Annotated in this window: 11 protein-coding genes; 3 read left to right on the top strand and 8 right to left on the bottom strand. The window is 65.4% G+C overall.

Going from position 1 to position 14,956, the window contains the following annotated elements:
* Positions 1 to 47: 47 nt before the first annotated feature.
* From H5V43_RS20220 to H5V43_RS20240, 5 genes are all read right to left on the bottom strand, one after another.
* The gene (locus H5V43_RS20220; RefSeq protein ID WP_025547696.1) at positions 48 to 455 is read right to left on the bottom strand and encodes a c-type cytochrome; all 408 of its coding nucleotides are present in this window, start codon (positions 453 to 455) and stop codon (positions 48 to 50) included.
* Positions 452 to 2,038 carry a flavin monoamine oxidase family protein gene (locus tag H5V43_RS20225; RefSeq protein WP_025547698.1) on the bottom strand — a complete coding sequence of 529 codons (1,587 nt, stop codon included), beginning with the start codon at positions 2,036 to 2,038 and terminating at the stop codon, positions 452 to 454. The genes H5V43_RS20220 and H5V43_RS20225 overlap by 4 nt, the downstream gene beginning before the upstream one ends.
* Before the next feature lie 28 nt (positions 2,039 to 2,066).
* Entirely contained in the window at positions 2,067 to 2,570 is a 504-nt protein-coding gene (locus H5V43_RS20230; protein ID WP_025547700.1) for a RidA family protein, read from the bottom strand.
* Between the two features lie 84 nt (positions 2,571 to 2,654).
* Positions 2,655 to 5,603 carry an amidohydrolase family protein gene (locus tag H5V43_RS20235; protein WP_025547701.1) on the bottom strand — a complete coding sequence of 983 codons (2,949 nt, stop codon included), beginning with the start codon at positions 5,601 to 5,603 and terminating at the stop codon, positions 2,655 to 2,657.
* 12 nt (positions 5,604 to 5,615) lie between these two features.
* On the bottom strand, positions 5,616 to 7,490 hold the full coding sequence (locus H5V43_RS20240; RefSeq protein WP_025547702.1) for a gamma-glutamyltransferase family protein: 1,875 nt from the start codon (positions 7,488 to 7,490) through the stop codon (positions 5,616 to 5,618).
* A 452-nt stretch (positions 7,491 to 7,942) separates the two neighbouring features.
* Between H5V43_RS20240 and H5V43_RS20245 the strand changes: the two genes are divergently transcribed.
* A complete protein-coding gene (locus tag H5V43_RS20245; protein ID WP_171009941.1) occupies positions 7,943 to 11,065 on the top strand; it encodes a TonB-dependent receptor domain-containing protein in 3,123 nt (1,040 codons plus the stop codon).
* Between the two features lie 74 nt (positions 11,066 to 11,139).
* Positions 11,140 to 13,017: a gamma-glutamyltransferase family protein gene (locus H5V43_RS20250; RefSeq protein ID WP_025547705.1), complete on the top strand. Its 1,878-nt coding sequence runs from the start codon at positions 11,140 to 11,142 to the stop codon at positions 13,015 to 13,017.
* Positions 13,018 to 13,034: 17 nt separating this feature from the next.
* Here H5V43_RS20250 and H5V43_RS20255 read toward each other — a convergent pair whose 3' ends face one another.
* The 3 genes from H5V43_RS20255 to H5V43_RS20265 are packed head-to-tail and all read right to left on the bottom strand — an operon-like array spanning position 13,035 to position 13,719.
* The gene (locus H5V43_RS20255) at positions 13,035 to 13,211 is read right to left on the bottom strand and encodes a hypervirulence associated TUDOR domain-containing protein (RefSeq protein WP_476749645.1); all 177 of its coding nucleotides are present in this window, start codon (positions 13,209 to 13,211) and stop codon (positions 13,035 to 13,037) included.
* A gap of 29 nt (positions 13,212 to 13,240) precedes the next feature.
* On the bottom strand, positions 13,241 to 13,426 hold the full coding sequence (locus tag H5V43_RS20260; RefSeq protein WP_025547709.1) for a hypothetical protein: 186 nt from the start codon (positions 13,424 to 13,426) through the stop codon (positions 13,241 to 13,243).
* 26 nt (positions 13,427 to 13,452) lie between these two features.
* Positions 13,453 to 13,719, bottom strand: a complete 267-nt coding sequence (locus H5V43_RS20265) for a DUF2171 domain-containing protein (RefSeq protein ID WP_044661102.1) — start codon at positions 13,717 to 13,719, stop codon at positions 13,453 to 13,455.
* 301 nt (positions 13,720 to 14,020) lie between these two features.
* On the opposite strand from H5V43_RS20265, the gene H5V43_RS20270 reads away from it, so the two are divergent.
* On the top strand, positions 14,021 to 14,944 hold the full coding sequence (locus H5V43_RS20270) for a LysR family transcriptional regulator (RefSeq protein ID WP_025547710.1): 924 nt from the start codon (positions 14,021 to 14,023) through the stop codon (positions 14,942 to 14,944).
* Positions 14,945 to 14,956: the final 12 nt, after the last annotated feature.

A 14,956-nucleotide genomic window follows, 5' to 3' on the forward strand; every position in this document is an offset into this window, starting at 1 on the left:
AATTGCTAAGGGTTTTCGCGGTGCGCGGGAAGGAACAGCCTTTCCTGTCACTCCGCGCTTCGGCCGGGCCTGGCGATGCGTTTCACGTCCGCTTCCGTGACGGGTTGGGGATAGGCGTTGCCGAAATGGGTCCGCACATAGGTGATGACCGCCGCCACCTGCGCTGGCGAGAGCATGTCGCTCATCGGCGGCATCGCGCCCTTGCCCTTCGTCACGATGGTGACCGGATAGGCGGGATCGGCCAGCTTCCTGTTCTTCGCCAGAGCCGGAATGGCGCCGCCGCCGCTGCCCATGGCATTGGGCATGTGGCAGGCGGCGCAGATCTGCCTGTAGACCTTCTCCCCATCCACCGCCTTGTTCTTCGCCTGCACGCCGCCGGGCGTGTCGGCATGGCCCGGCGCGGCGAGAAGGGCCAATAGCGGCGGGACGAGGATCAGGGCGCGGCGCGGGCTCATGCCGCCTGCGTCCGCTGGTGGATGCGCGTGATCGCGTCGAGGCCGGAGAGCAGCGATCCTTCCATCCAGCCACCATAATAGCTGGCATGTTCGCCCGCCAGCACCACGCGCCCGTCAATGGCGACCAGATTTTGGTAATGCGCCTCCCGGTTCTCCTCGCTCCAGCGCGATGTGCATCCCAATATCCAGGGCACGCGGCTCCAGGGCACGGAAACGCCGTTCAGGAATTCCTTGCGATATTGCGGATGGAAGATTTCGCCCTGCGCCAGCGCCGCCTCTATCCGTTCCTGCGGCGTCATGCCGGTCAGTTCGAACGCACCCGCATCGCGGGCGAACGCGCCCAGCAGCACCGCCGGTCCCGGCGCGAAGAAGCGGTCGTTGGGATAGGATAGCTGCGCGATCGGCTGGTCGGTGAAGCTGTGGCCGCCATAGATATTGTCGTCCTCTTCCCAGAAGCGGCGCTTGAATTCCATTCCCATCTTGAGTTGGCCGGCATAGGGCACCGCCTTCATAGCCGCCGCCAGTTTCGGCCCCACTTGCATCTCGACCTGGCTGATGATCGACAGCGGGATGGTGCACACGCACCAGTCGGCGCTGACGCTGTTCATCCTGCCGCTCGGCACGTCCCTGTAGCTGACGGTCACGCCCTTGCCGTTCTGGGCGACCTTCGTGACCTTGGCATTATAGGTGATGAGCTTGCCGACCTGCTTGGCGAAGGCCTTGCCGATCATGTCCATGCCGCCCACCGGCTGGAACATGGTCGTCTGCATCACATAGTTGAAATAGAAGCTCATCGCCGTCCAGACCTGCGGGTCGAGCACGTCGCCCAGCTTCGCGATCTGGGAGGGCGTGGGAGCACCGCCGACGCCGCCGCCGGGCGGGCGGTCATAGCCCCGCTGGGCGGAGACGGCCACGCTGCTGGTATAGGCCATATTGTCGTCGAGCACGCCCCAATGGCGCAGCGCCTCCAGCAGCTTCTCCTTGTCCTCCGCGCTCACGCTGCCGTCCAGCGCCTTGGCGTTCGCGGCCTTGGCCAGCAGTTCCGATGTGTGGCCCCGGAAGTCGGTCGCCACCGCCTTGTAGCGCTGCGGCTTGCCGTCAAAGGCTTCGCTGGAATGGATGAAGCCATTATGGTTGAGCTGGATGAACGGCTCCAGCGCCACGCCGAACTGCCGGCAATAATGCAGCAGGCAGTTGTGATGATGCGGGATGCGCCAGGGGCCGGGATTGATGTAGTTGCCCGGCGCGAACTGCACCTTCTGCACAGTGCCGTCGCTTTCGGTGAAGGTGTCGCCGCCGCGCAGCGTATAGTTGCGGCCGCCCGGACGGTCCTGAAACTCCAGGACTTTGACCTGATAGCCGGCCTTTTCCAGTTCATAGGCGGCGACCATGCCGGCCAGGCCCGCGCCCAGCACGACGACCGACGCGCCCGGCTTCGCGCCGGAGAGGACGGGGGGACCGTCGAACTGGGTTTCGGCGGCATGGCCCAGCGCGGTCATCGCCTGGTACATGGCCGCCGCGCCACCCGCCTTGCCGATCAGGCCCAGAAGCTGGCGGCGGCTCGGCTGCATGCTATTCTCCATAATACCCCCTGTGCGCGGCGGCGGAAGTTCAGTTACCCCTGGCAGCGATCGCCTCGATCTCGATCAATTGCTGCGGCCGGGCGAGGCCCGCGATCTGGAAGGCCGAGCGCGTCGGCAGGTTGGGCTGCTCCGCCGTGCCGAAGAATTTCTTGTAGGCCCGCGTCATGCCGTCGCGGTCCATCTTACCGCCCAGCTTGGGGTCTCCCACCAGGAAGACGGTCAGCTTGACCACATCGCCCATGGTGAGACCCATTTCCGCAAGCTGCGCCTTCATCCTGGTGAAGATCGACATTGCCTGCGCCTCGGTATCGCCAAAGGCGCCGGGGCTTTCCGTATCCTTGGGGTCGATGGGCGCGCCGGTCGCGCCGGAGAGGAAATAGAGCGTGCTGCCGGGCGGGACCACGGCGGCGCTGGCGATCATCGCGCCGGGGGCCTGTTTATGCTCCACCGGCGCGGCATGGGCCGTCGATGACAAGGAAGCGGCGGCAATGATGCCGACAAGAGAAAGCCTGAACGCCGACGGATTTGCCATGAACGCCCCCATTCCCATATTGCTGATGCCTGTATCCCGATGAACGAGGCGGGAAGGAAAATCCTCCATGCCTATGTTGCGGTATCATTGCCCGCCGGAAACAAGTTCTGCGACGTCATAATATTTTCCGTTGGCGATCACCTTCCTCACATTGAAAGTGTTCGCGATATTCTCCCGCGGATCGCCCGCGAGGAGGGTAATGTCCGCCAGCTTGCCAGCCTCCAGCGTCCCCGCGTCCAGGTTGAGCGACTTGGCCGAATTGACCGTCGCCGTCTGCAAGGCCTGGAAGGGCGTCAGCCCCGCATCCACATAGGAGGAAAGCTCCGCATGCAGGTTGGTCGCGATCATCGTGTCGGTGCCCGCCGCGACCAGCGTGCCGGCATCGAACATCTTCTTCAGGCTGGTCAGGCTGCCCGCCATCATCGGCCGCAACAGCGCCGCCATCGGATCGCTTTCCGTCACCGTCTTGCGCGCCCAGAGCGGATAGAGGTTGATGCGCGGATCGTCGCGATAGGACGGGTTCTTCTCCAGATAATTGGTCAGGGCGCCGAAATTGGTGGGTGTCAGCGTCCGGCCGCTCCTGCCGAAAAGCTGGATCACATCTTCATAGGCCATGCCCATCGGCCCCTGCTTGGGCGAATAACCGCGGCGGCTGGTGGCGCCCAGATGCTCGGTCGCGTCGACGCCTGTATAGGCGGCGGGGAAGATTTCATGGCCGGTGACCGGCACGCCCATCTGGTGCGCCGCCTCCACGATGCGCCGCTGGTAGATGTCGGGCATGCGGACATAGCTTTTCAATATGTCATATTTCAGGATGCGGGCGCGCTCCAGCTCCCGCTCCAGATGGGCCGGGCCGGAAACGGCGACGCCCATCTTGTAATAGACGCGCTGCCATTCGAACAGCGGCCCGTTGACATAGAGGCGCGGGCTGATGCGCACGCCCGCTTCGGCTGCCTCCCGGTCCTCTATCGCGTCATAGACCTGATTGCCCGGATCGCGCACGGTGGTGATGCCGTAGGCGAGCCATGCGCGTTCCAGATTGGAGCCGAAATCCTTTTGCAGATGGGCGTGATGCTCGATCAGGCCGGGAATGGCGGTCAGGCCGGTGCCGTCGACAAAATGCTCCGCCTGATGCAGCGCCGGATCATGATCGCGGATCGCGGCGATGCGGTTGCCCTCGATCACGATGTCCTTGTCATGCTGGGTCTCGTCGCGGACGGAGTCGACCAGATTGCTGACGTGGATCACCATCCGCCCGGTCGGATTGGCGAGGCGGTAGCTGAGGTCGACCGGAATCTCCCGGATCACGCCGGTTTCGGTATCGATCGCCTTCAGCTTGTCCGACGACTGGTAGAGGATGGTGCGGCTGTCAGCGGTCCAGGTCGGGAAATAGGAGATTTCGGAGGTGTAGCTGCGCGGCGGACCCATCGGCTTGCCGTCGGCGGCGACGGGCCAGATCTTGAGCAGGCCTTCGTAGATCGCCGCCATCTTCGTGCCGTCAGGCGACCAGGCGGGACCGCCGCCGCCCCGCGTGTCGGTTCCGGCATTGTCCTGCGGCACCTGCCAGAAGGGCTCGCCCTTGCCATCGGCGGGGATGACGTAGATCTGGTTGGTGCCCTCACGGAAGCTGTTCGAATATTTGTAGGAGAGCGCGATGGCGACATATTTGCCGTCCGCCGACCAGGTGGGGCTGCCCGGCTGGCCGAGCGATGCCTGAAGCCGCGTCACCTTCCCGCTCGCCACGTCGACGACGCAGACGCCCGCGACGCCCCAGCGCCCGTCGACGTCGAGGAAGGCGATGCGCCCGCCGTCATGCGACCAGGCCGCGCCAAGCGGCTGGGTGTCCATGTCGGTGAGCTTGCGGTCCTTGCCGGTCCTGAGATCGCGTATCCACAGTTGCGGCAAGCCGCCGCCCTTGTCGGAGGTATAGACGATGCTCTGCCCGTCAGGCGACCATGCGGGATCGGCGTCCAGCGCGGCGTCCTTGGTGAGGTTCTCCGGCACGCCGCCCTTGGAGGACATAAGGTAGAGATCGCCCAGCGCCACGAAGGCGATGCGGCTGCCGTCGGGCGAAATGGTGGGATGGACGATGCCCAGCGCCTTGCGCGGCGCGGTGGAATCCCAGTCGCGCTTCGCCCGCGCATAGCTGGGCTTCACCACCTCCAGCGTGGCGGCGAAATCGACGGTGGAGAGGCGTCCGCCGCTCCGGTGCCTGATCTTGCCGTCCGAGACGTAATAATAGCCGCCCCTCCCCCAGCTTATGCGGAAGGGAAAGACATTCTCGGTCCCGCTGACGGCCTTGCCATCGACCTCCAGGTGGCTGCCCTTCGCGTCCTGCACTACATAGGCGAGTTCGCCGCCGGGGCCGAAGGAGGGCGCATCCACCCTGCCCTCGACCTGCTTGAGCAGGCTTTCCTTGCCGTCCGTCAAGGCGGTCGAATAGAGCGCCGTCCTGCTGCCCTCTATCCCCGCATAGGCGATCCTCGCGCCATCGGGCGACCAGCTCGGCATCCGGTCCTCGCGCGGACTGCTGCTGATCTGCTTCACCGCCCCGCTGGCGACGTCCAGCGTCCAGATGTCGTAATTGCCGCTGCGGTCGGAGGAGAAGGCGATGGTCTTCCCATCGGGCGACCAGGCCGGTTCGCGATCATCCCACGCGCCCAGCGTCAGCTTGCGCATGTCGCTGCCGTCGGGCTTGATCGTCCAGAGATCGTAGCCGCCGTCGCGATAGGCGAAATAGGCGAGGCGCGATCCGTCGGGCGACCAGACCGGCTGGCGCGCATCGTTGAAATAGTCGGTGATGCGCTTCGCCTTGCCACCCCTGGCGGGGATGATCCAGAGGCTTCCCTGAAGGTCCACCGCCAGCCATTTGCCGTCCGGCGATACGGAGACGGCCATGGAGGTGCCCTCATGCACGTCGAAGGCGATGGGCTTTTCCCCACCCGGCGGGGGCAGATTGGCGGGCTGGGCATAGGCCTGCACGGCGCAGGCCGAAAGCAGGGCGATGGAAAACAGCTTCAGCGGAGACTTCATGTACGCGCCCTCTTACCAACCAAAGACATAGCGTTCGCGGCGCACGTCCGCCCCGCCGCGCAAGGTGCCGCTGCCAGGCACGACGCCCGCCGCGACGATGCCGGTGGAGACGGCGAACGGCCCTAGCACGTCGAGCTTGTGCCCGCGCGCGGCCAGATGGTCGCGGACCGATTGCGGCACGCGATTCTCGATCTCCAGCACGCCCGGTTCATCCTTCTTGATCGCGAAGGAGGCGTGGAAATGGTTGCTGTTGATGCGCGGCGCCTCGATCGCGGCCTGGAGCGGCTGGTCGAAGGCCAGCACGCGCAGCAGCACGTTCATGATCTGCTGGTCCTGATTGTCGCCGCCCGGCGTGCCGATGGCCAGATAGGGCGCGCCGTTCTTCAGCACCATGGAGGGCGAGAGCGTCGTGCGCGGACGCTTGCCAGGGACGAGCACATTGGGGCTTTCGGGGTCGAGGTCGAAGACGGTCAAGCGGTTGCTCATCGGCACGCCAGTGTCACCCGCGATATAGGCGCCGCCCAGCAACCAGCCCGAACTGGGCGTGGCGCTGAACAGATTGCCGTCCTTGTCGACCACTTCGATGGCGGTGGTGTCGGCGGTCGGGCGCGGCGGAGCCTTCAGCATATGCGGCGTAAAGGCGGGCGTTGTCCGAGCCTTGCCCTCGAACGCCCAGGGGTCACCATAGCGATGCTCCAGCGAAGCCTTCGGCCCGATCTGCTTCGCGCGCTCTGCGGCATAGGCCTTGGACAAGAGGCCCTTCATCGGCACGGTCGCGAAATCCGGGTCTCCGAAAAAGGCGTTGCGGTCGTCGAAGGCGAGCTTGATCGATTCCGCGACGATGTGGAGATAGGGCGCGGACCCCGGCTCCATCGACGCGATGCCCGCCGCCTCCGCAATGTTGAGCGCCATCAGCATGGCCGGGCCCTGGCTCCAGAAACCGCCCTTATAGACTTCATAGCCGAAGACGCTGGTCATCGTCGGGGTTTCGACCTTGCCCTTATAGGCGGCGAGGTCTTCATAGCGCATCAGTCCGCCGTCGCGCTCCATCGCCGCGCCGATCCGCCGGGCGATGTCGCCCTTGTAGAAGGCGTCGCGCCCGGCCTGGATCGCGGCCTTGCGGTCCTTCGTCTTCTTATAGGCCGCCCGGTCCGCTTCCGCGATGATGCGAATGGTCTTCGCCAGATTGGGCTGGCGGAATATCTCGCCCACTTTCGGCAAGGCCCCACCCGGATAATAGGTGTCATAGGCGTCCTTCCACTTGGACGTCGCCTTCTTCTGGCTGGCGAAGACTTCGGCCAGGAAGTTATACATGACGAAACCGTCGGCCAGTTCGATGGCGGGTTGCAGAACCTGATCGAGCGTCATCGTGCCGTTGAGCTGCAAGGCCAGTGCCATGGCGTCGACCATGGCGGGCACCGTGCCGCCATTGGGGCCGTTGCCGGGGATGACGCCCGCCCTGGCGAACCTGTCCGGCGTGGCGAGCATGGGCGCGACGCCCTGCCCGTTCACCAGCGAAACCTTCTTCGCCTTCGCGTCGTAGATGATGGTCGGCGCTTCGCCGCCGAAGCCGAAATGCGAAATCTCCGTCACGGCGGCCGCGAACACCGCCGCGACGCCCGCGTCCGTCGCATTGCCGCCCGCCATCAATATGCGCGTCCCCGCCGCCACCGCATAATGACGCCCGGCGGCGACGATGCCGAAATTGCCGACGATCTCCGGCCGCAGCGTTTCGCCGGCGCTCACCAGCCGGGTCGGCTCCAGCGGCGCCCTGGCGGCGGGCGCCGCGTCCTGCGCGGAGGCTCCCGTCTGGGCCAGGGCGACGCCCCCCACAGCCAATGCCGCGAAGTCGCGACGGCTCAATCCCTGCCCTGCAGTATCGGTCATGAACGAAGATCCCCTGTAATCGGCATAGTCAGCGCTACCCGAGGGAAAGCAGGCATCTGCCTTGCCGGTCGTTTCCCTGTAACGAGAATGATCCCGCTTTCCACTATGCTTCAGGAAATTTCATGGAATTTTAAAAATATTCATCCGGCCATGGCGGAAATCATGTTCTGATCAGTTCTACTCTCCCGAACGGATGCGATAGTGGGCGTTTCGTCCGTCAATGCATGCTGCCGGCGTGGGGCCGGAAACAACATGGTCCACAGGGGATGATGCCGGAACTCCAGCTATCGGGGGATCCGCGAATGCACAGTCTGGGCCAATTCCCAATATATAAGAACAACCGCCTGTCGTGCACGGGATTCATCGGCGCGCACCTGCCCGATAGCTGAACCGCGCAAAGCCCGTCCGCCGAAGGGATCGGCGGACGGGCTTCATCACAGGGGAACAGCAAGATGAGGGTGAGTAGGAACAGCATTTCGACGCTGGCGGGAGCCAGCCTTTGGGCATTGACGGCAGGGGCGCTTCACGCGCAGACAGCAGCCGACACCGCTCCGCAGGACAGCGGAGCAGACGCCGAGATCGTCGTCATCGGCACCCAGATCAGGGGCGCGAACACGACCGGCGCGCTGCCCGTCAGCGTGGTGGGCGAACAGCAGATCGAAGCGGTGGCCGCAGTGTCCGGCGCCGATCTTTTCCGGTCCATCCCGCAATTGGGCGGCGTGACCTTCAACGAACAGGTGCTGGGCGGCGGCAATGCGAACGCGGCGCGCGGCGACGTTTCCACCGTATCGCTGCGCGGCCTGGGCCAGGGCAACACGCTGCTGCTGATCAACGGCCGCCGCACCGTGCTGCACCCCACGTCACAGGCCATCACCGGCGTCATCGATTCCGGCGTCCCGACTTTCGGCTATAACGCCAACACAATTCCCGTGGGCAACATAGCGCGCGTCGAAGTGCTGCGCGACGGCGCGGCGGCTCTCTACGGTTCGGATGCTGTTGCCGGCGTCGTCAACAATGTCCTCAATTCCGATTTCAACGGCGCCAAGTTCGACGCGCAATATGGCGGAGCGGAAGGTACCAATCTTCGCGAGTTCACCGTCAACGGCCTGATCGGCAAGGATTTCAGCGAAGGACGCGGCAACATCACCCTGTTCGCCGGCTATGCGCAGAAGTCCAAGCTTTATCTCAGCGATCAGGATTATACCGCCAATGTCGACCGGCGCGGCTATGTGGCGGGCACCAGCTTCGCCGGCGTCTCCGCGTTCAACGGCACCAGCACCAGCACGCCCTGGGGCACGTTCCGCGCGCTCAGCCCCGCCGCCAACGGCACCTTCCTCAACCGGACGATCACCAGCAACGGCGTCGCCTTCACCAACAGTTCCAGCCAGTTCCACATCCAACCGAGCACCAACAGCGGATGCCGCATCCCGTCGGGCACCACCGGCACATGCTATGATGACGGCAACGGCGCGACGGAAATGGCGAACGTCGATTCCAACCTGCGCTTCAATTCGCCGGCGACGTTCGACGACCTCACCACCCAGCCTTCGGTCAAGCGCATCAACCTGTTCGCCAACGGGCATTTCGACCTGACCGACAACCTGACCCTCTATGGCGAAGCGGGCTTCTATCGCGGCAAGACGGAAGCGATCATCGGCGCGCCGGGTTCGCTGGCGAACATCCCGATCACCGTCGCCGCCAACGCCTATTGGAATCCGCTTGGGCCCATCGGTTCCCCCAACCGCCTGCCCGGGCTCAGCACCGCCGTCGTTCCGGCGACGGGCCTGCCCGTCCAGATCACGTCCCTCAGCTATGTCGATGTCGGGTCGCGCAGCGTGGAGGTGACCAATTATCAATATCGCTTCCTGGGTGGCCTGAAGGGTAATATCGGCAATTGGGACTGGGATACGGCCGGCCTCTATACATGGGCCACCGCCGCGGATACGCAGGAGAACTTCTCCAACACTTTGCTGCAGGCCGCGATCAACCGCACGACGCCCGACGCCTACAACCCCTTCAACGGCGGTTGCGTCGACGCGCCGTCCATCGGCGACTGCACGCCCAACAGCGACGCGACCATCGACAGCTTCCGCATCAAGGCGACGCGCAAGACACGCACGTCGCTGGCCCTGTGGGACTTCAAGATTTCCAACGCCCATCTGCTGGGCCTGTGGGCGGACAACAGCATCGGCATCGCGGCAGGCGTCGAATATCGCCGCGAAACCTATCATGACAATCGTTCCCCCTATCAGGGCGGCATTCGCGGGGTCGACACCACCTATACCGATGCCGTCACCGGCATCTTCTACGGTTCCGACCTGGGCGGCGCCAGTCCCAGCCCCGACGTGCGCGGCAAGCGCAACGTGAAGTCCGCCTATGCGGAACTCGCCATCCCGATCTTCAGTCCGGAAATGGAGGTTCCCTTCTTCCGCAGCCTCGATTTCCAGATCGCCGGACGTTATGAAGACTATAGCGACGTCGGATCGGTCGCGAAGCCGAAGATCGCGGGAAGCTGGGAACTGCTTCAGGGCATGCGGTTGCGCGGTTCCTGGTCGCAGGGCTTCCGCGCCCCGAACCTTGAGGTGATCAATACCTCCACGCTGGACCGCGTGAACACCGGCATCGACTATGTGCTCTGCGAAGCGGACCTGCGCGCCGGGCGGATTGCCAACTTCTCCCAGTGCAACCGCAGCATCTCCGTCCTGCGGCGCAGCGGCGGCAATCCCAATCTGAAGCCGGAGGAATCGGAAAGCTGGAGCTTTGGCGCGGTCATTTCCCCGCCGCTGGGCGACGGCTGGGGCAAGGTGACGTTCACCGTCGACCGCTGGCGCATCAAGCAGAAGAATGTGGTCGGCCTGCTCGACTATCAGAACGGCCTCAACCTCGATTATCTGCGGCGCGTGCAGGGCAGCAGCAATCCCAATGTCGTGCGCCGCGATCCCACGGCGGACGACGTGGCGCTGGTGGCGGGCACCGGACTCGCCCCGGTGGGCGAGCTGCTCTATGTGGTCGCCAATTTCGAGAACCTGCTGCCGGTGACGGTGCAGGGCATCGACTTCAACCTCGACTATCTGCTGCCGACCGCATCGATCGGCACCTTCTCCCTCAACGTCAACGCATCGCGCCTGATCAGCTATTATGTCGATGCTCCGGCAGGGGTGACGGCGGTGATCGACGGGCGCTCCGCGGGCCTGGTCAATGCGGGCGTGCCGATCCAGGGCGGCGGCGACGTGGTGGGCCGCGACGGCCAGCCGCGCTGGCGGATCGCGGCGACGCTCGACTGGACGCTGGGGCCGGTCAAGATCGGCGCCTATACGCAGTTCATCGACAGCGTATATGAGAATGCGGTACGCGATGGCTCGACCAATCCCTGGATCGTGAAGGGACAGACGACCGTCAATCTCTATGCCCAATATACGTTCAAAAATGGCGGGCCGCTCAACGACACGAGCATCCAGATCGGCGCGCGCAACATCTTCGACAAGGACCCGCCATTGGCGTCGGGCGGCTATCTGTCGAACCTCTACCAGCCGCAGGCGCGCTACTGGTACACCAGCATCAAGAAATCCTTCTGATGCGGCGGGATGCGGCGCCATGCTCCCGGCGCCGCATCCCCTTTTCCCTTGCCCCCAGGATCGAAGGTTGACCCATGTCCGCTCCCGATAAGCCCCGGCGCCCGGAAGCGCTCGACCGTCGAGAATTGCTGGCCGCCGGGCTTGCGGGACTGGCGCTCACGGGCCTTCCATCCGCCGCCCGCGCGCAATCGGGCGCCCGCGCCCCCGACGCGCCCCGCTCCGGCGGAACGAGCGTCGCGGCGCACCGTGTCGAAGTGCCGATGCCGCATGGCGGCGTCACCGCCGGTCATCCGCTGGCCGCCATGGCCGGAACCCGCATGCTGATGCAGGGCGGCAGCGCGGCCGACGCGGTGGTGGCCGCCATGGCGGTGATGAATGTCGTCGAACCCTGGGCATCGAGCGCGGGCGGCAACGGCTTCGCCACCTGCCTCGACCGCAAGGCGGGCAAGGTCCACTCGCTCGCCTTCACCGGCGGCGCGCCGCGCCTGCTCGACCCGCAGGTCGATCCCAAGGCGCTGGACCATGGCCCGAAGGCGTTGACGGTGCCCGGAGCCTTTGGCGGCTGGATCGCGCTTGCCCGGCGATTCGGCAGGTTGCCGCTCGCCACATTGCTGGAGCCGGCGATCGGCTATGCCCGCGACGGCCACCCGCTCGACCCGTCCATCGCCCTGTTCATCGGCCGGGCGCAAAAGACGCTGAGCCTCTATCCGACCAGCGCCGCCCTGTTCCTGCCGGATGGACAGCCGCCTGCGGCCCGCTCGATCTTCCGCAATCCCAATCTCGCCCGCACGCTGCAAGCGCTGGCCGATGCCGAGACGAAGGCGCTGAAGGGCGGCGCGGACCGGGATCGTGCCCTGCAAGCCGCCTATGACTATTTCTACTCAGGCCCCATCGCGCAGGAATTTGCGCGCTTTTCGACCGAAACCGGCGGCTGGCTGCGCCTCGACGATCTCAAGGCCTATCAGCCGCGCTGGAGCGATCCGGTCAGCACCCATTATCGCGGGCTGGACGTCTATAGCAGTCCGCTGACCTCCCGCACCGGGCTGGAACTGTGCGAGCAGCTCAATCTGGTCGAGGGTTTCGACCTGGCCGCCCTGCCCGCCGAGGGGCCGCAGCTCACTCATCTGCTGATCGAGGCGATCAAGGTCGCCAAGGCGGATGTCTATCGCTACGCCGCCGATCCCCGCTTCGCCCAGACGCCGGTCGAGGGCCTGCTCTCCAAGCGTTTCGCGGCGGAACGGCGCAGGCTGATCGATCCGGCCCGGGCGGGTCTCTATCCGGAGGGCGGCGATGCCGCCGCCTTCGACCGGGCGGCGCTGGAACAGGCGCGGCCGCGCTTCGCGGCGCGGGGCGACGACCGCACGCGAGGGGGCGACACGACCAGCCTGTCCGCCGTCGACGCGGACGGCAACGCCATCGCCGTCACGACCACCATTGGCGGCGGCTTCGGCACTTTTCTGGTGATGGGCGATACGGGCATCCTCTTCAACAACGGGTTGAGGCTGGGGTCCACCGCACCCTATGACGGGCACCCGAACAAGGTCGCGCCCGGCAGGATCGCCCTTCTGGGCAACGGCCCCACCATCGTTCTGGACAAGGGCCGGCTGCATCTGGTGTTCGGATCGCCCGGCGGCGAAACGATCGGCCAGACACAATTCCAGTTCCTGGTGAACATGGTCGATCGCGGCATGCCGATCCAGGCAGCCATAGAGGCGCCGCGTTTCGCGCTCGATGCCGATCCGAATTTCTACAGGCCCGGCGCCGCGATCACCGTGCAGGCGGAGGGCCGCTTTGCCGATCCGGTGCTGCAAGGGCTGACCGCCATGGGCCACCGGATCGAGAAGGTCGGCCCTTATGCGATCGGCAGCGTCCAGGGCATAGCGGTCGATCCATCGGGCGCGCGCATGGGCGGGGCCGACCCCCGCCGCATGGGCTATGCGGTCGGTTATTGAGGCGACCCGCGAGGCGCTTACCGCTTCCTGAGGGCATCGGGCTTGTGCGCAGCCCGCTTGCCCTCATCCGTTTCCACGATGAATTCGGGATTGCCCGGCGTGGCGGCCACTTTGTGGCCCTTGATCCGCGTGGTTTCGGTGACCTTCTTCACCACCTTGCCATGGGCCTGTCCGCCATGGCTTTTCCACGTCACGGGATCGCCTTTCCTGAGAGTGCTCGCCATCATGCGCCTCCCGGATCGACGGAGAAGGCGATCTTGCGCCGATCCATTTCCTCGACCACGGCCTGAAGGAAGGGGGACAGATTCTCCGTCTCCTTGTCCGAGGCCGTTTCCCAGCTGTCGATCAGTTCCTCATCGGTCATGTTCCCGACCACGGCCCTATGATCGCTTTGCGCATCCGCAGCCATGACGATCCTCCGCTCTACGGCCTGGGTCAGTTGCCGTCGTCCATGATCGCTTCGCCGCCTTCCTCCTCCTCCAGGAGAACCGCTGCGGAACCCGACGCCGAAAGCCGGACCTGATTCCCTTCCACCGCGGCGACCAGCCCGCCGGCAATGAAATGATGATGGTCCCCATGCGATCCGCTGTCGGCCTTGACCATCTTGATCCGGTCGCCTTCCACCTTGTCGACCGTGCCGATGTGCACGCCGTCGGCGCCGATGATGTCCATATGTTCCTTGATTGCGCTCAGCTCTGCCATGTCCGTCTCCTTCTTCCGCCCTGAACGCATGGAGCCGCGCGAGAGATGCGCCGGGCGCCGCCGACTGGCGCGCCGGAGCCACGACTTCACGCAAAACCGCCCCTCTGCCCAGATGGGGCCGGCACCGGGCCGCATGCCTTCGGCACGGCCGATCGACGACGAAAGTATCATCCCGGTCCCGATGCGGACATTGCGCCGAATCTCCTGAAAGCTTACGGTTTCAGGCAAGGCCGTCTGCCCGGCCGTCGGCGGTTCAAGGGTCGACGCGGCCGGAAAGTCATACTCCGGAGGTATCATCATGTTGGACATGCGCCTTCTGCGCTACTTCGTGGCCGTGGCGGACGAGGGCAATTTCAACCGCGCGGCGGAACGGCTGCACATCGCGCAGCCGCCGCTGTCGCGCGCGATCCAGCAGCTGGAGGCGCATGTCGGCGCGCCCCTGCTGGACCGCGCCAGCCGTCCGCTGCGCCTGACCGGCGTGGGGCGCCTGCTGCACGCGCAGGCGGTGCAGGTGCTGAGCCGCATGGAAGATGTGGAGGCGATGGTGAAGGCGGCGGCGACCAGCCGGCGGCGGCGGCTGGTGATCGGCTTCGTCGCCTCGACCATCTATGCGCGGCTGCCCGAATTGATCCGCGCGTTCCGCAAGGTCGCCGACAATGTCGAACTGGTCATGGTGGAAAGCACCACGCTGGACCAGATCGCCGCGCTGAAGGAAGGGCGGATCGATGTCGGGTTCGGCCGCATCCGGTTCGAGGATCCGGGCGTGCGCCGCATCATCCTGCGCGATGAAAAGCTGGTCGCCGCCTTTCCGATCGACCATCCCCTGGCAAGCGGCGAAGGGCCGATTTCGCTGCGCGAACTGGCGGACGAACCGCAGATCGTATATCCCCGCGCGCCGCGCCCCAGCTATGCCGATCAAGTGATTTCCCTGTTCCGCGACCAGGCGATTGAGCCGCGCATCGTCCATGAAGCGCGCGAGCTTCAGATCGCCATCGGCCTCGTCGCGGCGGAGGAAGGCATGGCGATCGTTCCCGAATCGGTCCGGCGGGCGCGCAGCCACGACGTCGCCTTTCGCGAACTGGCCGAACCCGCCACGTCCCCCATCATCTTGAGCCATCGTCCCGGCGACCGCTCCCCCGAACTCGCGCTGATGACATCGGTCGTCGCCCGCAAATATGCGGAGTGGGGCTATGACGTGCCCGCAGCGCTGAGCGAGGAATCCTGAGCGGGCTGCGCG

This window comes from Sphingobium fuliginis, assembly GCF_015074805.1.
In the GTDB taxonomy this organism is placed as follows: Bacteria; Pseudomonadota; Alphaproteobacteria; order Sphingomonadales; family Sphingomonadaceae; genus Sphingobium; species Sphingobium fuliginis.

Excerpts from the sequence above, each read along its gene's own strand:
- H5V43_RS20220 (WP_025547696.1), bottom strand. The coding sequence starts at position 455 with ATGAGCCCGCGCCGCGCCCTGATCCTCGTCCCGCCGCTATTGGCCCTT.
- H5V43_RS20225 (WP_025547698.1), bottom strand. The coding sequence starts at position 2,038 with ATGGAGAATAGCATGCAGCCGAGCCGCCGCCAGCTTCTGGGCCTGATC.
- H5V43_RS20230 (WP_025547700.1), bottom strand. The coding sequence starts at position 2,570 with ATGGCAAATCCGTCGGCGTTCAGGCTTTCTCTTGTCGGCATCATTGCC.
- H5V43_RS20235 (WP_025547701.1), bottom strand. The coding sequence starts at position 5,603 with ATGAAGTCTCCGCTGAAGCTGTTTTCCATCGCCCTGCTTTCGGCCTGC.
- H5V43_RS20240 (WP_025547702.1), bottom strand. The coding sequence starts at position 7,490 with ATGACCGATACTGCAGGGCAGGGATTGAGCCGTCGCGACTTCGCGGCA.
- H5V43_RS20245 (WP_171009941.1), top strand. The coding sequence starts at position 7,943 with ATGAGGGTGAGTAGGAACAGCATTTCGACGCTGGCGGGAGCCAGCCTT.
- H5V43_RS20250 (WP_025547705.1), top strand. The coding sequence starts at position 11,140 with ATGTCCGCTCCCGATAAGCCCCGGCGCCCGGAAGCGCTCGACCGTCGA.
- H5V43_RS20260 (WP_025547709.1), bottom strand. The coding sequence starts at position 13,426 with ATGGCTGCGGATGCGCAAAGCGATCATAGGGCCGTGGTCGGGAACATG.
- H5V43_RS20265 (WP_044661102.1), bottom strand. The coding sequence starts at position 13,719 with ATGGCAGAGCTGAGCGCAATCAAGGAACATATGGACATCATCGGCGCC.